20 protein-coding genes and 1 tRNA gene are annotated in these 19,748 nt (G+C 61.2%); all 21 read left to right on the top strand.

The features are described from left to right. Positions 1-15: 15 nt before the first annotated feature. Complete coding sequence (locus ACT8II_RS03800) at positions 16-411, top strand: hypothetical protein (protein WP_443813021.1); 396 nt, start codon at positions 16-18, stop codon at positions 409-411. After that, positions 398-1,324: a DNA-processing protein DprA gene (locus tag ACT8II_RS03795; RefSeq protein WP_118653839.1), complete on the top strand. Its 927-nt coding sequence runs from the start codon at positions 398-400 to the stop codon at positions 1,322-1,324. Before ACT8II_RS03800 ends, ACT8II_RS03795 begins: the two co-directional genes overlap by 14 nt. A gap of 27 nt (positions 1,325-1,351) precedes the next feature. Next, complete coding sequence (gene trmFO / locus ACT8II_RS03790) at positions 1,352-2,686, top strand: methylenetetrahydrofolate--tRNA-(uracil(54)-C(5))-methyltransferase (FADH(2)-oxidizing) TrmFO (protein WP_118653819.1); 1,335 nt, start codon at positions 1,352-1,354, stop codon at positions 2,684-2,686. A gap of 47 nt (positions 2,687-2,733) precedes the next feature. Continuing rightward, positions 2,734-3,651: a tyrosine recombinase XerC gene (locus tag ACT8II_RS03785; RefSeq protein ID WP_302741742.1), complete on the top strand. Its 918-nt coding sequence runs from the start codon at positions 2,734-2,736 to the stop codon at positions 3,649-3,651. 189 nt (positions 3,652-3,840) lie between these two features. Continuing rightward, positions 3,841-4,587 carry a 30S ribosomal protein S2 gene (gene rpsB / locus ACT8II_RS03780; protein ID WP_118653821.1) on the top strand — a complete coding sequence of 249 codons (747 nt, stop codon included), beginning with the start codon at positions 3,841-3,843 and terminating at the stop codon, positions 4,585-4,587. Positions 4,588-4,632: 45 nt separating this feature from the next. Next, positions 4,633-5,502 (top strand): translation elongation factor Ts, encoded by an 870-nt coding sequence (gene tsf / locus ACT8II_RS03775; protein WP_118653822.1) that lies wholly within the window; start codon positions 4,633-4,635, stop codon positions 5,500-5,502. Between the two features lie 132 nt (positions 5,503-5,634). Continuing rightward, a complete protein-coding gene (pyrH, locus tag ACT8II_RS03770) occupies positions 5,635-6,357 on the top strand; it encodes a UMP kinase (protein WP_118653823.1) in 723 nt (240 codons plus the stop codon). A 3-nt stretch (positions 6,358-6,360) separates the two neighbouring features. After that, positions 6,361-6,894: a ribosome recycling factor gene (frr, locus tag ACT8II_RS03765; protein WP_118653824.1), complete on the top strand. Its 534-nt coding sequence runs from the start codon at positions 6,361-6,363 to the stop codon at positions 6,892-6,894. Between the two features lie 3 nt (positions 6,895-6,897). Next, on the top strand, positions 6,898-7,683 hold the full coding sequence (locus tag ACT8II_RS03760; protein ID WP_118653825.1) for an isoprenyl transferase: 786 nt from the start codon (positions 6,898-6,900) through the stop codon (positions 7,681-7,683). A gap of 28 nt (positions 7,684-7,711) precedes the next feature. Then, positions 7,712-8,572, top strand: a complete 861-nt coding sequence (locus ACT8II_RS03755; protein ID WP_443813020.1) for a phosphatidate cytidylyltransferase — start codon at positions 7,712-7,714, stop codon at positions 8,570-8,572. Further along, a complete protein-coding gene (gene dxr, locus ACT8II_RS03750) occupies positions 8,572-9,750 on the top strand; it encodes a 1-deoxy-D-xylulose-5-phosphate reductoisomerase (protein WP_294158557.1) in 1,179 nt (392 codons plus the stop codon). The genes ACT8II_RS03755 and dxr overlap by 1 nt, the downstream gene beginning before the upstream one ends. A gap of 16 nt (positions 9,751-9,766) precedes the next feature. Beyond that, complete coding sequence (locus tag ACT8II_RS03745) at positions 9,767-11,215, top strand: M50 family metallopeptidase (RefSeq protein ID WP_294158559.1); 1,449 nt, start codon at positions 9,767-9,769, stop codon at positions 11,213-11,215. A 24-nt stretch (positions 11,216-11,239) separates the two neighbouring features. After that, on the top strand, positions 11,240-12,301 hold the full coding sequence (ispG, locus tag ACT8II_RS03740; RefSeq protein WP_118653828.1) for a flavodoxin-dependent (E)-4-hydroxy-3-methylbut-2-enyl-diphosphate synthase: 1,062 nt from the start codon (positions 11,240-11,242) through the stop codon (positions 12,299-12,301). A gap of 361 nt (positions 12,302-12,662) precedes the next feature. Beyond that, positions 12,663-14,372 (top strand): proline--tRNA ligase, encoded by a 1,710-nt coding sequence (locus ACT8II_RS03735; RefSeq protein WP_304292683.1) that lies wholly within the window; start codon positions 12,663-12,665, stop codon positions 14,370-14,372. A gap of 80 nt (positions 14,373-14,452) precedes the next feature. Further along, positions 14,453-14,905: a GNAT family N-acetyltransferase gene (locus ACT8II_RS03730; RefSeq protein WP_294122167.1), complete on the top strand. Its 453-nt coding sequence runs from the start codon at positions 14,453-14,455 to the stop codon at positions 14,903-14,905. 51 nt (positions 14,906-14,956) lie between these two features. After that, a tRNA-Ala gene (locus tag ACT8II_RS03725) sits at positions 14,957-15,029 on the top strand. Positions 15,030-15,537: 508 nt separating this feature from the next. After that, the gene (locus ACT8II_RS03720) at positions 15,538-15,858 is read left to right on the top strand and encodes a hypothetical protein (protein WP_118653841.1); all 321 of its coding nucleotides are present in this window, start codon (positions 15,538-15,540) and stop codon (positions 15,856-15,858) included. A 168-nt stretch (positions 15,859-16,026) separates the two neighbouring features. Then, positions 16,027-16,560, top strand: coding sequence for an RNA polymerase sigma factor (locus ACT8II_RS03715; protein ID WP_118653842.1), 534 nt, complete (start codon positions 16,027-16,029; stop codon positions 16,558-16,560). Then, positions 16,557-17,375 (top strand): hypothetical protein, encoded by an 819-nt coding sequence (locus ACT8II_RS03710; RefSeq protein WP_294158561.1) that lies wholly within the window; start codon positions 16,557-16,559, stop codon positions 17,373-17,375. The genes ACT8II_RS03715 and ACT8II_RS03710 overlap by 4 nt, the downstream gene beginning before the upstream one ends. 120 nt (positions 17,376-17,495) lie before the next feature. Next, entirely contained in the window at positions 17,496-18,467 is a 972-nt protein-coding gene (locus ACT8II_RS03705; protein ID WP_317440037.1) for an ABC transporter ATP-binding protein, read from the top strand. Continuing rightward, positions 18,460-19,725: an ABC transporter permease gene (locus ACT8II_RS03700; protein WP_443813019.1), complete on the top strand. Its 1,266-nt coding sequence runs from the start codon at positions 18,460-18,462 to the stop codon at positions 19,723-19,725. Before ACT8II_RS03705 ends, ACT8II_RS03700 begins: the two co-directional genes overlap by 8 nt. Positions 19,726-19,748 lie beyond the last annotated feature (23 nt).

Here is a 19,748-nt window from a genome sequence, read left to right as displayed (position 1 = left end):
AAGCTTGGCGGTCCGTTGGCCGATCGTATCGATATCATCCTTCACGTAGCACGCCCGGATCCTGACCTCGTCATCGAAGGAGCCGAGGGACTGACGACGGACGTGCTGCGCGATCAGGTCGAAAAGGGCAGGGCGTTTTGCGCATGGCGCGAATCGCGAATTGCAGATACGGACGAATGCGGCTGCAGCGCTTCGCTCGATGCCGAGGTTCGTTCCTTCGGTCTGGACGCTGCGGGACGCGAAACGCTCCTTGAATTCTCGAAGCGTTCGCATTTGACGGGCAGGGGCGTCGTCGGTCTCTGCCGTATTTCGCGCACTATCGCCGATATGGCGGAGTCTGAATTCATCCAGGCGGCACATGTATTGGAGGCAGCGCAGTATCAAGGGAGGTATGGAGATGGGGGCGTGTAGGGACGGATTCGAGATTCGTCGGGGAGACTCAGGCTATCCTCGATGTGTGGCCGAGCTTCCCCAGGTGCCTCCCGTGCTGTACGTACGGGGTGATGCCACGGTGCTTGATCTTCCCTCGTTGTCCATCGTCGGCTCTCGCCGTGCATCGCCTTACGGTTCGGCTATCTGCGAACTTGCGGCGGGAATCGCCGTCGAGTCGGGCATACCCGTCGTATCGGGCGGTGCGCGCGGATGCGACCAGGTCGCTGGGTGGGCTACGCTCAATGCTGGCGGCAGGCACATCGTGGTACTGGGGACGGGGGCCGATGTCGTCTACCCCTCCACGGCGAAAGCCCTCGTTGACCGGGTCATCGAAACCGGTGGTTGCGTGATTTCCATAGAGCCCTGGGGAACGCCCCCACAGAGATGGGCGTTTCCCAAGCGAAACCGCGTCATAGCGGCGCTCTCATCCGCGACGTTCGTCGCGGAGGCGGGGCTGCCGTCGGGAACCTTTTCGACGGCGGAGGCGGCCAATGAGTTGGGCAGAGAGGTCCTCGCCGCCCCAGGTTCGATCTTTTCCCCCGAGTCACGTGGCTCTAATTACCTGATCGCGAATGGAGCATGTTGTATCGCCGACGAGGAGGCGCTTGAGGTCGCGATTTCCCGGATTTATGGAACGCTTCGCTTTTGCAGGAAGGATGCTCGTGGGTATGGGGGCCTTAAGGGGAACGAGCAGCGTGCACTCGATATGATAGTTGCAAGCCCGCTACGCGTAGATGAGCTCGCGTCCCATCTCGACATCGATGGGGTGACGTGCTTGACCTTGGTGAGCTCTCTCGAGATTCAAGGCTTGGCCGTGCGGCTTCCGGATGGGAGGATCTCACCGAGCAAGTCCGCCCTTCACGCCTTGACGCGCTTAGGGCACAATGGATGAATTGACGCTAACGCAAAGGAGCCCTATATGACATACGAGCGCGTGACGGTGGTGGGTGGTGGCCTTGCCGGCTGCGAGTGCGCATGCCAACTCGCTGACCGTGACATTCCCGTGGTATTGCATGAGATGCGCCCCTGCGTCTCCTCTCCGGCACATCGCACGGACGGCCTGGCTGAGCTTGTGTGCTCCAATTCGCTTAAGTCGACGCGTATCGACTCGGCAGCCGGCCTTCTTAAAGAGGAACTCCGTCGCATGGGGTCGGTGCTGTTGTCGTGCGCGGAACGCGCTTCCGTTCCCGCGGGTGGTGCCCTCGCTGTCGACCGTGATCTGTTTTCCGCCCTCGTCGCTCAGGAGATCGATTCGCGTCCCCTTATTCATGTGGTGCGCGGCGAGGTCACTGAGATTCCCGAAGGACCCTGTGTGATTGCGGCGGGTCCGCTGTGCTCGCCAGCCCTCTCTGATCGCGTTCTTAATTTAGTCGGTGGTGATGCCCTTTCGTTTTTCGATGCAGCGGCGCCGATCGTCGACGCCAGCACGATCGACAGGTCCATCGTGTTCTCGCAATCCCGCTACGATGATCAGGCGGACGGGGATTACCTGAACGCCCCATTCACCAAGGATGAATACAATACGTTCATCGACGAGTTGGTAGGGGCGGAGCGCGTGGTGCTCAAGGATTTTGAGCGACGCGATCTTTTCCAAGCATGCCAGCCCGCCGAGGAAGTTGCCCGTACCGGCCACGACGCGATCAGGTACGGAGCCATGAAGCCCGTGGGGCTGACCGATCCCCGTACGGGTCGAAGGCCTTGGGCAGCCGTGCAGCTCCGGGCGGAAAACGCTGCATGCACGGCATACAATCTCGTCGGATTTCAGACCAACCTTACATTTGGCGAGCAGAAACGCGTTTTCCGCATGATTCCCGGCTTGGAGAACGCCGAGTTTTTCAGGTACGGCGTCATGCATCGGAATACGTTCGTCGACGCCCCCCACGTCCTCGACGTCACCTTTGCGGTTCCTGGAACTCAGGTGCGTCTTGCTGGTCAGATAACCGGTACGGAAGGGTACACCGAGGCGATTGCGTCCGGTCTTCTCGCCGCTTTGAATACGTTTGCCGACATGGCGGCGCTGCCGTCCGTCTCTTTGCCGCGCACCGGTGCCTTTGGCTCGCTGGTGGCATATGCCACCAATCCGGAGACTGTCGATTATCAACCCATGCATGTCAACTTTGGCGTCGTGCCTCCCTTGGAGGACGGCAAGAGACGCAGCAAGCGCGATCGCTACGCCGCGTATTCCGCCCGTGCCTTGTCGGACCTCGAAGCGTTCCTCGTTTCCCGCGGTGATTTGTTTTCCGCACGAGGGTAGGTTTCGGTTCGCTGGAGTCCATTTTGGTTGCGGATGGGGGAGTGAGTGTGAGCGCGTCCGAGTGCGATTTGCTGGCGTACGTCGATGATTACATAGCTCATATCGCTCGGTATGAGGGTGCGTCGCCCGAGACGGTGCGTGCATACACCCAACACCTCGAAGCGTATGTGCGCTGGTGTGCGCGCAGTGGGGTGAACGGATTGTCGCCGAATCCACGAGACCTACGCTTGTACCTATCGGACTTTGCCTCTGCGGGCTACGCCCCTCGCACCACGTCCGCCCACCTATCCGCTCTTCGGTCCTTCTTCACATGGCTTGTCGAGGAGGGCATCGTTACGTCAGAGGTGGTTTCTGCGCTTTCGAGCCCCAAGCTCGACAAGCCACTTCCCCATACGCTTACCTTGGAGCAGCTCGAGCGTCTCATGAAGGCGCCTGACCCCGCAACGCCTCGAGGGCTGCGTGATGCCGCCATGTTGGAGCTCTTCATCGCCACGGGGGCGCGTATCTCGGAGCTCGCATCGCTTGAGGTGTCCTCCATCGACCTTGCGGCGATGTCCGTTCGCTTGTTCGGCAAGGGCTCTAAGGAGCGTATCGTGCCCCTGTACGATCGGGCGTGCCTTGCTTGCGCTCATTATCTTGATAACGGTAGAGGCGAGTTGCTCAGGGGTCATCCGCAGGCAAATACCGTCACTCGTTTTTTCATATCAAATCGCGGAAAACCCATGGATGCCGCAGCACTCAGGTATCGCTTCAACGCGCTCAAGACCGCTTCTGGTGTGCCCGATGACATTACGCCCCATGCCATTCGTCATACATTCGCCACTGAGCTCTTACGCGGTGGTGCCGACCTTCGCAGCGTGCAAGAGCTTCTCGGGCATGTGAGTCTCTCGACGACTCAAATCTACACGCATTTGACGCCCGACCGACTTAAAACCGCCGTGCACCGCGCGCACCCCCGTGCATAGTCCACGCGATTACTTTGTGAAGCCTTGGCAATGAGTGCTCCACCTGCTATTATTCATCAAGTTGCGAATTTGCAACGTTCCATCACACACGCACGGCTACGCGCCGGCCGCGGTGCCCGAGCTTTGGTAGCTCATGCTCGGGTGGTCGACGCGGACGACACCGTGCGAAAGACAAACCGGGAGGTAAACATGGCTACCAAGATCAACATCCGCACCCTGCTCGAGGCTGGCTGCCACTTTGGCCACCAGACCCGTCGTTGGAACCCCAAGATGAAGCCGTTCATCTTCGGCGAGCGCAACAACATCTACATCCTCGACCTCAAGCAGACCATCGTCGAGGCCGATAAGGCGTACACCTTCCTCAAGGAGACCGCGGCCAAGGGTGGTAAGGTCCTCTTTGTTGGCACCAAGAAGCAGGCCCAGGAGGCCGTGAAGTCCGCTGCCGAGCGCGCCAACATGCCTTACATCAACCAGCGTTGGCTCGGCGGTATGCTCACCAACTTCGTGACCATCCGTTCCCGCATGAACCGCCTCGAGGAGCTCGAGGGCATGGTCGCCGATGGCTCCATGGCTCTGCGTGGCAAGAAGGAGCAGGCGGTCCTGGGCAAGGAGCTCGCCAAGCTGCAGGCCAACCTTGGTGGCGCCCGTGAGCTCAAGAGCACCCCTGCCGCGCTCTTCGTCATCGACACCAAGCGCGAGGAGAACGCCATTAAGGAGGCCAAGCGTCTTGGCATCCCCGTGGTCGCCCTCATCGACACCAACTCCGATCCCGACGTCGTCGATTACGGCATCCCCTGCAACGATGACGCCATCTCCGCGATCCAGCTCATGAGCGAGCTCTTCGCCGACGCCTGCCTCGCCGGTTCCGGCAAGGAGCAGATCTCCGAGGCCGAGATGGCCGCCGAGGCTCCTGCTACCGAGGCTGTCGCCGAGTAGCACCCACCTCATCTCATTCGTCAATTCCCTTTGAAAGGAATGAACATGGCTCAGATCACCGCCGCTATGGTCAAGCAGCTCCGCGAGATGACCGACTCCCCGATGATGGAGTGCAAGAAGGCTCTCGTCGAGGCTGACGGCGATATGGACGCCGCCGTCGACGTCCTCCGCAAGAACGGTCTCGCCGCCGCCGCCAAGAAGGCTGGTCGCGACACCAACGAGGGCGCTGTCGCTGCGTATATTTCCGAGGACGGCACCATGGGTGCCCTCGCCGAGGTCGCCTGCGAGACCGACTTCGTTGCCTCCAACCCCAAGTTCACCGGTTTTGCCGCCGAGGTCGCCAAGGTCGTTTGCGATAACGAGCCTGCCGATGTCGAGGCTCTGCTCGCCTGCGATATGAACGGTGAGACCGTCGAGGCTGCCCTCACCGAGATGATTCACGTCATCGGTGAGAACATGAAGATCTCCCGTACCGCCGTGCGCAAGCCCGCTGCCGGTGGCGTTGCCTCCTACATCCACATGGGTGGCAAGATCGGCGTTCTCGTCGAGTTCTCCTTCGAGAAGCCCGAGACCGCTTCTGCTGAGGCCTTTAAGACCTTCGCCCATGATGTTGCCATGCAGGTCGCTGCCACTGCACCGATCGCCGCTGTGCGCGAGGACGTCGCTCAGGATGTCATCGATCACGAGGTTGAGATCTACAAGGCTCAGGCTGCCGAGTCCGGCAAGCCCGAGGCCATTCAGGAGAAGATGGCCATTGGTCGCCTGGAGAAGTTCTTCAAGGGCATCGTCCTGAACGAGCAGGAGTTCATCAAGGATTCCAGCATGACCATCAAGGCCTACGCCGAGAAGGTCTCCAAGGAGCTTGGTGACACCGTCAAGGTCGTCGCTTTCGATCGTCTGGTCTGCGGCGAGTAAATTGACGCTTTAACGTGAAGGCAGGTCGTGGGGTAACGCTCACGGCCTGCTTTTTCATGGGTCGAGTTCATTTGCTGCGAGTATCGTCCATCCCTGCTAAAATGGGAGAAATTGCGTTATAAGGAGGATTCCTTGTCCGAGTACCAATACAAGCGCGTCCTGTTGAAGATTTCCGGTGAGGCGCTTATGGGTAACGCCGATTACGGTATCGACCCCAATGTGGTGGAGCGCATGGCCGTTCAGGTCAAGCAGCTTCACGACGAGGGGATCGAGGTCGCGGTCGTTGTCGGAGGCGGCAACATCTTCCGCGGTGTCGCCGGCTCTGCCAAGGGTATGGAGCGCGCCCAGGCCGATTACATGGGCATGCTTGCCACGGTTATGAATGCTCTCGCCCTGCAGGATGCCATCGAGCGGATCGATTGCCCCTGCCGCGTTATGAGTGGTATCCAGATGAACGAGGTTTGCGAGCCGTATATCCGTCGCCGCGCTATGCGAAGCCTTGAGAAGGGCGATGTCGTCATCTTCGCCGCCGGATCCGGCAACCCGTATTTCACCACCGACACCGCCGCTGCGCTGCGTGCCTGCGAGATCGGCGCCGATTGCTTGCTCAAGGCCACCAAGGTCGACGGCGTCTACGACATGGATCCGGTTAAGAACGAGGATGCCGTTCGTTTTGACAGCATCAGCTATCATGAGGTCTTGGTCCGTGGTCTCCAGGTCATGGATTCGACCGCGACCGCGCTGTGCCAGGACAACCACATGCCGATCATCGTTCTCAACATCGACGGGGACGACAATATCAAGCGTGCACTTGCCGGTGAGCCGGTGGGCACCGTCGTTATGGAAGAGGAGTAGGGAATGTCTGATATCCGCGAAAGCATGGATAAGGCCCTTGAGAGCTTGAAGCACAATTTCTCCAAGGTCCGCACCGGTCGTGCCAACGCCAACATCCTGTCTGACATCACCGTCGATTACTACGGCGTTGCGACACCTATCACGCAGGTGGCGGCCGTCAAGGTGCCTGAAGCTCATATGCTCGTCATCGAGCCTTGGGACAAAGCCCTGGTGAATGCCATCGTCAAGGCGGTAACCGCTTCGGATTTGGGTATCACGCCCAATTCCGACGGCATTGTGGTTCGTCTCCCGTTCCCCGCGCCTACCGAGGAGCGCCGTCGCGAACTCGTCAAGGAATGCCGCGAGCTCGCCGAGCACGCAAAGATCGCCATCCGTAATGCACGCCGCGATGCGAACAACAAGCTCGAGCGTGACGAGGAACTCACCGAGGACGAGGTTCGCCGCGAGCAGGCCAAAGTCCAGAAGGCCACCGATGAGTTCGTCGCCAAGGTGGATGAGATGCTCAAGGCCAAAGAAGCAGAGGTCATGGAGATCTAGCTGATGCATTACGACGTCGATAAGTTCAACGAGTACTTCGCGAACCATCCCGACGACATTTCCATTGATGACATCGACATGGCGCGCATTCCGCGCCATGTTTCTTGCATCATGGATGGCAACGGTAGATGGGCGACGAGTCGAGGTCTCGGGCGCGGAGAGGGCCATAAGGCCGGAATCGTCGCGTTGCAGGAGGTTATCACCGCATGTGTGCGCATGGGCGTCGACGTACTTTCGGCGTATGCGTTCTCCACTGAGAATTGGAATCGCCCTCAGGCCGAGGTCAATCTTCTCATGCACCTGTTCGCAAAGACCTTCGTTGATGAGCTTCCGCTCCTCAAGCGCGAAAACGTCCGTGTTGAGTTTCTCGGGGACATTTCCGCGCTTCCCAAGAAGACGCGCGATGTCTTTGAGTATGGGCTTGCGGAGACTCGTAACCACACGGGGATGACCCTCGCACTGGCCGTCAACTACGGTGCCCGTGCGGAGCTTGCCCGTGCCACGCGCCTCATCGCCGAGGATGTCCGCGCCGGCGTGCTCGATCCCTCGGACATCACCGAGGAGACCGTCGCTTCCCGTCTGTACACGGCCGACATGCCCGACCCCGAGCTGGTCATTCGCACATCCGGTGAGATGCGCGTCTCCAATTATCTGCTTTGGCAGATCGCATATTCAGAGTTCTATATCACGGACACCTATTGGCCCGATTTCGATCGTTGGGGGCTCGTGCGCGCGATCGCATCCTTCCAAGGTCGCGATCGCCGCTTTGGGGGTCTGACGAGTGCCTAGCGCCTCGTCCCGTGAAGGAGTTTTTACATTGGCTTCCAATACCAACAGCGCCGCATCAGAGCCGAGCGCATCGAAGGACGGTCGTTTGCATTCGTTTATCGTACGCGCCGGTGCAGGAATCGTGTACGCCGTCGTCTTCATTGGCTCGCTCATCTTGGGCGTCCTTCCCACGGCGGTTTTCACGTCGGTCATGTCATGGCTTTGCTGCTACGAGTTCTATCGCATGGCTCGCATCGACGGTAAGGTTCCTAATGAGTTCATTGGGCTGTCGGCGGCCGTTCTGTTTCCCCTGTCCGCCCTCGTCGACCCTGTTTGGCTGACGGTCATCAACTTCCTACTCGTGCTCTCGCTCGGTCTGTGGTATGTCCAGAACCCGCGCACCCGCATCGCGGACGTTGCCGTTACGGTCTTTGCCCCTATCTATACCGGATACATGCTTTCCGCCATTGTGTTGCTGCGCGAAGCGGTTCCCGGCTGGGAGGGCGCGCTGCTCTCGGTCGGCGTCTGCGCATCGCTCTGGCTCTCCGATTCGTTTGCCTATATGGTCGGCAGCCGCTTTGGCAAGCATAAGATGGCCCCAAAGATCTCACCCAAGAAGAGTTGGGAAGGCTTTTTCGGCGGTCTTGCGGGCTCAATCGTCGTGTGGCTCATCCTGTGGTCCACCGATCTGTACGATCTGGATATCTGGTTTGCCATCATGTGCGGAATCGTCGTTTCGATCATGGGCGTTTTCGGCGACCTCATCGAAAGCCGCATTAAGCGCGGCGCGGGAGTCAAGGATTCCGGCAATCTCATTCCCGGCCATGGTGGTATGCTCGATCGCTCTGATTCGCTTATCATCGGCGTCATTACCGCCTATCTGATGCTTCATTTGGGAGGTGTCCTGTAATGACGTCAATTCAGGGGGAGGGCCGTCGCACCCGTGTTGCGATCCTCGGTTGCACTGGGTCGATTGGAACCCAGGCGCTTGATGTGTGCCGTCAGCACGCCGACAAGCTCCAGGTTGTCGCTCTTTCCGCGCATAGCCGTACGTCAGACCTCGTTCGGTATGCGCGCGAGTTCGATGCCCCCTACGTTGGCGTGACCGATGAGTCCCATGCCGAGGACCCGGTGCTTCAGGAGCTTCCCCAGGGCTGCGAGCTGGTGAGCGGTCCGCACGCGGCTGTTGAGCTTGCACGTATGGATGCCTGCGATGTCGTCCTCGTCGCAATTGTCGGCGCCGCCGGTCTCGAGGCGAGCCATGCCGTCCTTTCGGGTGATAAGCGGCTGGCCCTCGCCAATAAGGAATCCCTGGTGGTCGGTGGAGACCTGCTCATGCCGCTTGCCGCGCCCGGCCAGCTCCTTCCGGTTGATTCCGAGCACGGCGCGATCTTCCAATGCTTGATGGGGGAGGATCCTCGTGAGGCGCATTGCATCTGGCTTACGTGCTCGGGCGGTCCGTTCTTTGGTCGTACCGCGAAGGAGCTCGAATGCGTCACATGCCACGACGCCCTGGCCCACCCCACGTGGAATATGGGTGCCAAGATCACCATCGATTCCGCAACGCTTATGAACAAAGGGCTCGAGCGTATCGAGGCCATGCATCTATTTGGTATGGGACTCGACCGGATCAACGTGCTTATCCAACGCGAATCAAAGATTCACTCCATGGTGGAGTTCGTTGATGGTTCGGTGATCGCTCACCTGGGCGCCTCCGATATGCGTATTCCCATTCAGTATGCATTCACCTATCCCGAGCGTTGGGATACACCCGCTCCGCGCATTGATTTCCGTGAGCTTGGAAAACTATCGTTCGATGCGCCCGATATGGAGGCATTCCGCTGCCTCAAGCTTGCCGAAAACGCCGGTGAGTTGCGGGGTACGATGCCTTGTGTCTTGAACGCCGCCAATGAGGTCGCCGTCGACGCCTTCCTCCATGACCGTCTCGGTTTCAACGGCATTGCCGCCGTTGTCCAAACGTGCATGGACGCTCACGATCGTTGCGATGTGGTTTCGCTTGAACAGCTTCGCGATGTCGATGCATGGGCGCGGAAACGCGCGGAGCGTGCGATTTGCTTAATGGCATAACGTAGATTTGGATTCCATGGATACGTTGTTTGGTATTATCGGCCCCATCTTTTGGGGCCTTCTTCTCTTATCCGCGCTCGTGTTCGTCCACGAAGGCGGTCATTTTCTCGCGGCGCGCGCCTGCGGGGTCCGCGTCCTTGAGTTCTTCTTGGGCATGCCTTGCCGCTTCAATGTCCATCATGTCTCCAAGCGAATCGGCACCAAGTTCGGCGTCACGCCTCTCCTCCTTGGAGGATATGCCGAGATCTGCGGCATGGATCCCACCGAGGTCGACTGCGCGCCCCAGGTGCTCGCCGCTATTCACCGCCATGGAACTGTGCGCGTTGACTTGCTCGCTCAAGAGCTCGATCTTAAGGTGAGCGACGTCGAAGAGGCGTGTTCTTTGCTCTACGGATGGGGTTCCATCGTCCCGTCTGACGAGGCGTCCGATCATGATGCCGACGACGAGGTCTCCTCTCGCGATTTTCCCCTCGCCTTTGCCGCTGCGGCTCGCGATGCGCAGGGCAATACGATCTACGACGGTCGTTCGTTTGACCGCAGCTCCGCAACCAAGGTGGGCGAACCTTGGGATCCCCCTATGGACGACCGCGCCTTCTTTGAGCTCGAGCGTTCTCACACGTATGTGGGGAAGGGCTTTTGGAAGCGCGCGTTCATGCTCGTCGCGGGCATTGCAGTGAATATCCTCACGGGTTTCCTGCTCGTGATCGCCGTGTACTCGGTGCTGGGGGTTTCGATGCCCATCGATGCCAATGTACTTGGCGAGATCGTCGCCGATTCGCCTGCCGAGGCTGCCGGCCTCAAGCAGGGCGATTGCGTCATCGCCGTGAACGGTGAGCGCGTCGATTCCTGGCTTGAACTGCTCGATGCCTTTGACGCGGCTGACCATGAGGGCGAGGTCGAGCTCGATCTGTGGCGCCCCAATAACGTTGACATGGCGTTCGACCACTTGCCCATCGACGACTCCTTCGATTCCGGGTCATGGGCACACGAGAACGGGACCTTCCTCACGGTAGGCGTGTCCTTCGACGATGACGGTTTGCTCGGAATCAGCGCCCCCACCCAGGTTGTCCGCCTCAACCCGCTGCAGTCCTGCCAGATCGCCATCGATAACATCGTCGCGACCGCCCAATCCGTTGGCAGCCTGCTTAACCCCCGCCACACCATGGAGGTGCTCGACAACTCAACCTCCGTCGTGGGAATTTCCGTGATGTCGGCTCAGGCGGCTGCTGAGGGCCCCGCAACGTTCCTCAACCTCGCGGCGCTTATCTCGTTCTCGCTAGGCTTCATGAATCTACTGCCCATCCCGCCGCTCGACGGCGGCAAGCTCGTGATCGAGGCTATCCAAGCAGTTACACGCCGCAAAGTGCCAATCAAGGTTCAGACCGCCATCTCCATGGTTGGCATCGGCCTGTTCGGGCTGTTATTCATCTATATGCTGGGTTCCGACATCGTTCGCTTCTTCTAGCGAACATCACGAAAGGGGAGTGCCATGCAGGGGCTTGCTCGAGAGCGCACACGCCAGGTGATGGTGGGTTCCGTGCCTATTGGCGGTGGCGCCCCCGTTGTCGTGCAGTCCATGACGTGCACGCCCACCATCGATGCCGATGCGACCCTGGCTCAGGTGCGCGCGCTCGTGGACGCCGGGTGCGACCTTGTGCGCGTCACGGTCCCTTCTGCCGATGCGCTCGAGTCCTTCGGGCGGATCTGCGCCGAGTCTCCCGTGCCGATCGTCGCCGACATTCACTTTGACTATCGACTCGCTATCGGGGCTGTCCGCTCCGGCGCTGCCAAACTGCGCATCAACCCCGGAAACATCGGTGATTGGGACCGCGTGGACGCCGTAATCGATGCCGCGGGTGAGGCGGGAGCCGCGATCCGCATCGGTGTCAACGCCGGATCGCTTGATCGTCGCATTGCCGAGCGCGAGGACCTCACGCAGCCCGAAAAGCTCGTTGCGTCTTCGCTTGAGTTCGTCGAGCACTTCGAGAAGCGTGGGTTCGAGAACATCGTCCTATCTGCCAAGGCCCACAGCGTGCCCACCACGATTGAGACGTACCGTGCCCTCTCGCGCGAACTGCCCCAGGTGCCGCTGCATCTTGGTGTCACGGAGGCGGGCACGGTGCAGCAGGGCACCATCAAGAGCGCGGTCGGCCTCGGCGTGTTGCTGGCCGAAGGCATTGGCGACACCATGCGCGTGTCTTTGACCGCCGATCCCGTCGAAGAGCCGCCGGTATGCTGGGGTATCCTTTCGGCCCTCGGTCTGCGGCGGCGTGGCCCCGAGCTCGTGAGCTGCCCGACGTGCGGACGCACGCAGGTCGACCTGATCGGTCTTGCCGAGGAAGTGGGGGAGCGGCTCAAGTCCTGCACGAAGCCCATTTCCGTCGCCGTCATGGGGTGTGTGGTGAACGGCCCGGGCGAGGCGAGCGATGCCGATGTGGGTGTTGCCTGCGGACGCGGTGTGGGCATGGTGTTCCGCCGCGGTGAGATCATCCGCAAGGTGCCCGAGGCCCAAATCGTCGACGCCCTCATGGAGGAGATCGAGAAACTCTAACGTATCCTACCGCTCCGCCCCTTGCGTATATCATCCCGTGCTCAAACAGCGCTGCGCGAACTGCGCGCGGGACGATATACGCAAGGGGCGGAGCTTGTCAATGTAGTAGATTTGGCTCCGTGAGTCAGACCGTATTGTTGATTGCGTGATCTTTACGTTCGCCCCTCCGGCGCGGGCCCATCACGTCCGCCGCGAGTTCCGCACGAGCCGGAGGGCCCACTGGGCCCTCCGTGCGAGCAGGACTGTTCGAGCGCCGGATGTGATGGGCCCGCGCCGGAGGGGCGTGTAGATTCGTTACCTGCTATCATGTTCAAGTTGCATTTGTTTACTCAAGGAGGTCGTCGTGTCTAAGACTCGCGCCATGAAGATGTCTCATCTGTATGCCCCCACGCTCAAGGAGGACCCGGCAGAGGCTGAACTCGCCAGTCATCGCCTGATGCTGCGTGCCGGCATGATCCGCAAGCAGGCCGCGGGCCTCTACAGCTATCTGCCGCTCGCGTGGCGCTCGCTGCGCAAGATCGAGGATATTGTCCGCGACGAGATGGACGCCGCGGGTGCCCAGGAACTGCTCATGCCCATCATGGTCGATGCCCAGGTGTGGCACGAGTCCGGCCGCTACAACGCGTACGGCCCCGAGCTCATGCGCATCTCCGACCGTCATGACCGCGAGTTCGTGCTCGGTCCCACGCATGAGGAGACCGTCACCGACCTCATCAAGAACGAGCTCAAGAGCTATAAGCAGTTGCCGGTGAACCTGTACCAGATCCAGGACAAGTTCCGCGACGAGATGCGCCCGCGCTTTGGCCTCATGCGCGGCCGCGAGTTCATCATGAAGGACGGCTACTCCTTCAACGCTACGCAGGAGTCCCTGCAGGAGACCTACGATGCCATGAAGCAGGCGTACGCGAACATCTGCGAGCGCTGTGGCCTCAAGGCCCTGCCCGTGGTGGCCGATTCCGGTCAGATCGGTGGCGATACCTCCGTCGAGTTCATGGCACTCGCCGACGCGGGCGAGGCTGCGCTCGTGTACTGCGATGATTGCGGCTATGCCGCCGACGATGAGGCCGCTTCCACCACGGTTGCGGTGACTGAGGGCCCCGGCGACGGCACGCTGCAGAAGGTCCACACGCCCGGCATGGGCACGATTGCCGCGGTGGCCGAGTTCTTCGGCTTCCCCGAGAACGGCACGCGTAAGGCGCTCGCCCTTATCGATGCGGACGGGCACCCGGTTGTGGCCATCGTCCCTGGCGACCACGAGCTCAACGACTGCAAGGCCGAACATGTCTTTGGCGAGGGTTACCGCATGATGACCGACGAGGAGCTTGAGGGCTATGGCCTGCACAAGGGCTTCATCGGGCCGGTGAATCTGCCCGAGGGCATCCGCCTCGTGTGCGATGTCACCCTGCGTGATTCCAAGCAGTGGGCCTGCGGTGCCAACGAGGTCGATTACCACTTCACCGGTGCCTGCCCGGGTCGCGATTTCGAGGCGGACGCATGGGAGGACCTCATCACGGTCGTCGCCGGCGACCCCTGCCCTCACTGCGGCGCGCCCCTCTCCGGCGCGCGCGGCATCGAGGTGTCTCAGGTCTTCCAGCTCGGCACCAAGTATTCCGAGGCCATGGGAGCGACGTTCGCCGACGAGGATGGCGTTGAGAAGCCATTCCTGATGGGTTGCTACGGCGTGGGCGTGTCCCGCACCCTTGCCGCCTCCGTCGAGCAGCACCACGACGAGCACGGTATCATCTGGCCCGTCTCTATTGCCCCGTATGAGGTTTCCATCATGCCGCTCGACCCCACGATTCCGGAGTGCGCCGATGTCTGCGATCGCTTGACCACGGAGCTCTGTGCCGCTGGCATCGAGGTCATTGTGGACGACCGCGACATCCGTCCGGGCGTCAAGTTCGCCGACAACGACCTCATGGGCTTCCCGTACCAGATCGTCCTGGGCAAGCGCGGCCTCAAGAACGGGACGGTCGAGCTCAAAGACCGCGCCACCGGCGAGCGCGAGGACGTCGCCATCGACGAGGTCGCTGGCAAAGTTGCTGAACTCGTGATCTCTCAGCGCCGCTAGTACTGCTTCGAGATCGTATCAAACACGCGTGGGGTGTGAGGCTGAGTTCCTCGCGCCCCATTTTCTTGTAAGGGGAGGCCGTGCAAATCGAGGTTGTAGAGATTCGCGACTTAACGCTGATTTCGGATTTATGCGTCGTGTGGAACAGCTCCGTGCGCGCAACACATGACTTTCTAACGGGCGAGGACATATTGCAGATTGAGCGGTATGTTCCGACTGCGCTCAAAGGTGTTCCCGACCTCGTCGTCGCCCGTGGTTCGCTGGGTGAGCCGATCGGGTTCATGGGGGTGAACGACTGCACGCTCGAGATGCTGTTCGTTTCAGATTCCTCCAGGGGAGTGGGAGTCGGCAAGCGTCTTCTTGAATATGGAATCGAAAGGTTGGGTGTGCGCAAGCTGACGGTCAATGAGCAAAACCCGCTTGCTCGTGGATTCTACGAACATATGGGCTTTGAGGTCTACGACCGCTCGGATGTAGACGAGCAGGGCATGCCGTTCCCTCTACTGTATATGAGGCTCAGAAAAAAGTTCTGATTTGTGCTTGCACATCCTCGATGGTTCCCGTATAGTACTTCTTCGTTGCAAGGGGGCGTAGCTCAGCTGGGAGAGCGCTTGACTGGCAGTCAAGAGGTCAGGGGTTCGATCCCCCTCGTCTCCACCCATGAGATTTAAGGCCGGGGTTTTCATCTCCGGTCTTTTTCATAGCTAGGGTTGATAATGCGTTTCAAAGCAAAAGGGTCGCCTCTGGCGATAGTTTTGAAGGTATTAAGCCGCTTTCCAGGGTCTCTGGCAATCGTTTCCTGGGTTTTTGTTCACCGTCGCATGTTGGGGCCGCCGCAGGGGAGTCCAAACCATCCAAAACTATCGCCCGTAGCGAACCTTTGCACTTAGGATATCCAAATCACCGAAAACGGGCCAAAACTAAACGGTCCCGCTTCTTATCAAATCTAAGCCTCCCGTCGCAGTGCGCTCCGCATCCATGCTCGGTCGCGGCCGCGAAGCATCAAGAGTCCGCATACCTATTGCGCAGCCCTCTATTCCCGTATACAAACGACGCCATCTTATTGGCCGCCGATTCTGTGGTTCTCGCGCATTCTTCTCGCTGCGTATTGAGGGGGGGTAAGGGTATACGTGAATTACCAGTACTGCCTGTGAAGGGAGTTTCCATGGTGGCCATTGATTGGACGTCCGGGATCGTCACCCTCGTCACTCAGCTTGTTCCGGGTATGATCGCCGTTGGCCTTGCCTTGGTGGCGGCCCTCGCCGCACGGACGAAGGCGATGCCCACGCTCGTGTTCGCCAGCGGTCTGAGCGCCGCGCTCTCCTTGGTTGGGGTTCTCGTGGGGCTGCAAACATACGCGCACGCCCTCGAGGCATCATCTTTTTACGACACGATCGACGCCTACGTGTTCTGTGCGATCGTTCTAGTTGTGCTGACGTACGGTCTCGATGCCATTGCGCTCGTTCGCGGGCGCTTCCGCGGGTAGGTCGCACAAACCGGCTGAAACGGCCGCGCGGTCACGTGGGATTCCCGCATTCGAAGAGCCGTTCCGTCCAGTGTAATCCGATCCTTTTCCTTGTTCTATTCTATGTAGAACCTGTGTGCGGGCGCTCATGTGGGGCGCCCGCTTCGTTATCTAGGGTGAGAGGAGGTGATGCGCGTGGCGTATCCGCAGCGCGGATTGAACGCCGCGGAAGTTCGGGCCCTCATCGAGGACCACTACGATGACGTGCTCGCGTACTGTCGTCGGCACACCGAAAGCGCGGACGAGGCACAGGACGCCGCCCAGGAGGTCTTCCTACGGTTCGTGCGAACGGCAAAGAGCTATCGTGACGCGGGCAAACCGCTGGCGTACCTGCTCACGATTGCCCGAAACGTTTGCGTGGACGCGGCTCGGGCCCGAGTGCGGGCGACCGACGAACTGCCCACCGACGAGGTTCTGGCAGATCCGGCGCCCTCGGACACCGAGAACTTCTCGCCAGCCGGAATGGATGGCCTGCGCCATGCGATCGCCTTACTGACTGCCGAGGATCGCGAAGTCCTCGAGCTGCGGTTCGACCAGGAGCTCACCTTCGCCGAGATTGGGCGCGTGATGGGCATCAGCAGATTCGCTGCTCGGCGCAGACTCGACGGCGCGCTCGCCGCCTTGCGAGAACTGTTGAAATCGGGAGAGGAGGACGTGAAATGAAGGGAAACCGAGAGGATGCGCTCGAGCGGGATCTTTCGGCGCTGTATCGCTCGGATCGCGAGCTGTTCTTAAGTGAACAGGGGTCGAACGGTCGCTCCGAGCTCATCGAGGAGTGCGTAAGCGCCTGTGAGTGCGAGTTGGCACTAGAGGGGAGCGCGACGTCCCCGCATATGCAGTTGGGAGGATTCCTTTTTGCCCAAGCGCGCTTCACGCGCCCCGTGGTCTGGGCCGCATTTGCGTTCGTTGCCTTGCTGACGGCCGTGGCTCCCCATGTCGAGACGGAGGGGCCGCTGGGCTCCCAGGTGCTCTCTGCCGCGGGTGGCCTGACGGCGCTCGTCTGCCTTGCGAGCGTCACGCGTTCAAAGCCCTTCGGCATGGGCGAGCTAGAAGCCGCCTGCCCGTTCAACGCGGTGTCCGTGGTCGTAGCGCGGCTGCTGCTGATGGGTCTTGCGAGTGCCCTCGTCCTCGCGGTTGGAGCCGTTGCGTCGGGGATTGAAGGCGATGGTGTCGCGCGGGTGCTGCTGCTCATGGGTGCGCCGTACCTCATCGCCTGCGCGGGCGGTCTTATGTGTGCACGGCGCGTTTCAAGCCCGGATGCGCGCGGCTCGGCCATCGCATGGGCCTCTGCCGTCACGGCGACCGGCGCGATGCTCTTCTACGCCGCACCCTCGGCATATGCTCAGACGAGTGCTTGGGTGTGGGTCCTTGTGTGCGCCGTCGCGGGCGTGTGGTGCACCCGTGAGGTCCGCGCCTGGGTCGGTGCCAGCGCGTCCGGATTCATTCCCGAGACGCGGCGGACGCCCGCCTGGCGGTAACGCCGCCCGACCGTTCGCCTTACGGTGTCGCTGCACAGGCGCCCGCCTGGCGTAATCGCCGCCCAAGCATCCGCCCACGAATACCTGCTGTATATCGATGCGAATCGAAAGGAGCCCACAATGGAGCTCGTACTCGACCGGCTGACCAAGCAGTACGGTCCCAAGATCGCCGTCGACCGGGTGAGCGCGCGCCTGCGCCCCGGGGTTTACGGCCTGCTCGGCGCCAATGGCGCAGGAAAGACGACCATCATGCGCATGATCTGCGGGATTTTGCGCCCATCCTCCGGTGAGATCAGCCTGGACGGCCGCTCGATCGCCGAGCTGGGCGGGGAGTACCGCGCGCGGCTGGGGTACCTACCGCAGGACTTCGGCTACTACCCGGAGTTCACCGCCCTGGACTTCATGGAGTACATGGCGGCGCTCAAGGGCGTCGACGCCCGCGCCGCGCGCGCCCGGTCGCTTGAGCTTCTCGACCGGGTCGGCCTTGCGGGCGAGGAGCACCGCCGCATCCGCACGTTCTCTGGAGGCATGAAGCAGCGACTCGGCATCGCGCAGGCGGTCCTCAACGACCCGGACGTCCTCGTTCTCGACGAGCCGACGGCGGGCCTCGACCCCAAGGAGCGCGTGCGCTTCCGCAACCTCATCGCCGGCTTCGCCACGGATAAGATCGTCTTGCTCTCCACGCACATCGTGTCGGACGTGGAATACATCGCTGACAGCATCCTCATGATGCGCGCGGGATCCTTCATTATGCAGGGAAGTCCATCTGAGGTCGTACGTGGCGTGGAGGGTATGGTCTGGGAGGCGCGTGTCCCTGTCCGCAAAGCCGATGAGTTGGCTTCGCGGGTGCCCGTGGTGAACGTGCACCACGACGGCGACGGCATGGCAACGGTACGGTTCCTCTCGTCAGAACCATACGTCGCCGAACTCTCTGCCGTCCCCGTCGCGCCGACGCTCGAGGACCTGTACCTGCACGTATTCGACGAGAGCGGTGCCGAGCACACCGGCGCCGCCGTGCCCGTGACAGCGGTCGAGGGGCAGCGCTGCTCCCGTCGCCGCGGGGTTCATTTTGGAGGTGGGCGCCATGCGTAGCCTTATCAAGTTCGAGCTCAAGAAGATGCTCACCCGTCGCGTCGCGATTGTGGCGAACGTGGGCATGCTGCTCATGCTGACCGTCGTCATGGGACTCAACGTGGTCCAGACCAAGACCGAGGGCAACATCGGGGAGACTCTCTCCGGGCCCACAGCCATCGCGCATCGCCGCGATGTCACCGAGGCGCGCGCAGGCGAGCTTACGCCTGAACGCGTAGCCGCCGACATCGCGCATTACCAGGACATCGCCTATGAGAAACTCGATCCCGAGGAGCTTGCGGAGATGTCCAACGCCACGGCATACGAGGTTGTGGCCGAGACCTACGACGATGCCACGCGCCTTGAGTTATACGATCCGTATTACATCACGATCCTCAAGCCCTGGGCAGTCAAAGGGCTGGAGCCGTACCAGTACGCCTCCCGCGTGACGCCCGAGATGGCGCTCGACTTCTATGGAGCTCTTGCAGATAGCCTGCAGGTCACGCTCGACGAGGGCATGGGAGGGGAGTGGGTGTACTCGCCCGCGGAGCGCGCGTACTGGACCCAGATGGAAGACGGCGTCCCCGAGCCCCTGACGTACGGCTGGGCGGGAGGCTGGGACAACATCCTCGATTGCGCCGCGTTCCTCGTGTTCATTGTCTTCGTGATGTGCGTGACGGTGACGCCCCTGTTCGCCTCCGAATACCGCGACGGAACCGATGCTGTCCTGCTCTCGGCGCGATATGGGCGCGGCAGGCTCGTGAGCGCCAAGCTTTTGGCGGCCATCCTGTACGCCACGGTGCTGTTCGCGCTGGGCGTGGCGATCATCTGCGGCGTGTCGCTGGTGTTCTATGGTGCCGAGGGCGCGAGTCTGCCCATCCAGAATTACGCCCTCGCCTCGCCGTACGCGCTCACGATGTGGCAGGCGGCGGCGATGTATGTGGGCGTCTTCTACCTCGTCATGCTCGGCATGCTCGCCCTTACGCTTGCGCTCTCCGCGCTAACCCCCTCCACGCTCGCAATCATCGTGACCGACGTGGTGGTCCTGTTCGTGAGCGGCCTGCTGCCCTCTGCCGGCAGCGGCCTCCTGCGCCACGTATTCACGCTGTTCCCCATGGGCCTGCAGTCCGCGTTCGACCTGTTCGCGTCGCTGTTCTCATACCCGCTCGGACCGGTCGTGCTCGACCTCATCGGCACGGCGGCCCTGGTGTACTGCGCGCTGGTTGTGGTGGGCGTGCCCGTTGCGTGGCGAGCATGGTGTCGTCACCAGGTGGCGTGAGAGCACCGGCAGACGAGCTGCGC

This window comes from Collinsella sp., from assembly GCF_052346665.1.
Taxonomy (GTDB): Bacteria; Actinomycetota; Coriobacteriia; order Coriobacteriales; family Coriobacteriaceae; genus Collinsella.
The sequence above is the reverse complement of the archived record's forward strand: the minus strand, read 5'-3'. Positions and strand labels throughout refer to the sequence as shown.

What these genes read in the sequence shown, in the direction of transcription:
- ACT8II_RS03795 (WP_118653839.1), top strand. Translation starts at nt 398, where the DNA reads ATGGGGGCGTGTAGGGACGGATTCGAGATTCGTCGGGGAGACTCAGGC.
- trmFO (WP_118653819.1), top strand. Translation starts at nt 1,352, where the DNA reads ATGACATACGAGCGCGTGACGGTGGTGGGTGGTGGCCTTGCCGGCTGC.
- rpsB (WP_118653821.1), top strand. Translation starts at nt 3,841, where the DNA reads ATGGCTACCAAGATCAACATCCGCACCCTGCTCGAGGCTGGCTGCCAC.
- tsf (WP_118653822.1), top strand. Translation starts at nt 4,633, where the DNA reads ATGGCTCAGATCACCGCCGCTATGGTCAAGCAGCTCCGCGAGATGACC.
- frr (WP_118653824.1), top strand. Translation starts at nt 6,361, where the DNA reads ATGTCTGATATCCGCGAAAGCATGGATAAGGCCCTTGAGAGCTTGAAG.
- ACT8II_RS03760 (WP_118653825.1), top strand. Translation starts at nt 6,898, where the DNA reads ATGCATTACGACGTCGATAAGTTCAACGAGTACTTCGCGAACCATCCC.
- dxr (WP_294158557.1), top strand. Translation starts at nt 8,572, where the DNA reads ATGACGTCAATTCAGGGGGAGGGCCGTCGCACCCGTGTTGCGATCCTC.
- ACT8II_RS03745 (WP_294158559.1), top strand. Translation starts at nt 9,767, where the DNA reads ATGGATACGTTGTTTGGTATTATCGGCCCCATCTTTTGGGGCCTTCTT.
- ispG (WP_118653828.1), top strand. Translation starts at nt 11,240, where the DNA reads ATGCAGGGGCTTGCTCGAGAGCGCACACGCCAGGTGATGGTGGGTTCC.
- ACT8II_RS03735 (WP_304292683.1), top strand. Translation starts at nt 12,663, where the DNA reads ATGAAGATGTCTCATCTGTATGCCCCCACGCTCAAGGAGGACCCGGCA.
- ACT8II_RS03720 (WP_118653841.1), top strand. Translation starts at nt 15,538, where the DNA reads ATGGTGGCCATTGATTGGACGTCCGGGATCGTCACCCTCGTCACTCAG.
- ACT8II_RS03715 (WP_118653842.1), top strand. Translation starts at nt 16,027, where the DNA reads ATGCGCGTGGCGTATCCGCAGCGCGGATTGAACGCCGCGGAAGTTCGG.
- ACT8II_RS03710 (WP_294158561.1), top strand. Translation starts at nt 16,557, where the DNA reads ATGAAGGGAAACCGAGAGGATGCGCTCGAGCGGGATCTTTCGGCGCTG.
- ACT8II_RS03705 (WP_317440037.1), top strand. Translation starts at nt 17,496, where the DNA reads ATGGAGCTCGTACTCGACCGGCTGACCAAGCAGTACGGTCCCAAGATC.
- ACT8II_RS03700 (WP_443813019.1), top strand. Translation starts at nt 18,460, where the DNA reads ATGCGTAGCCTTATCAAGTTCGAGCTCAAGAAGATGCTCACCCGTCGC.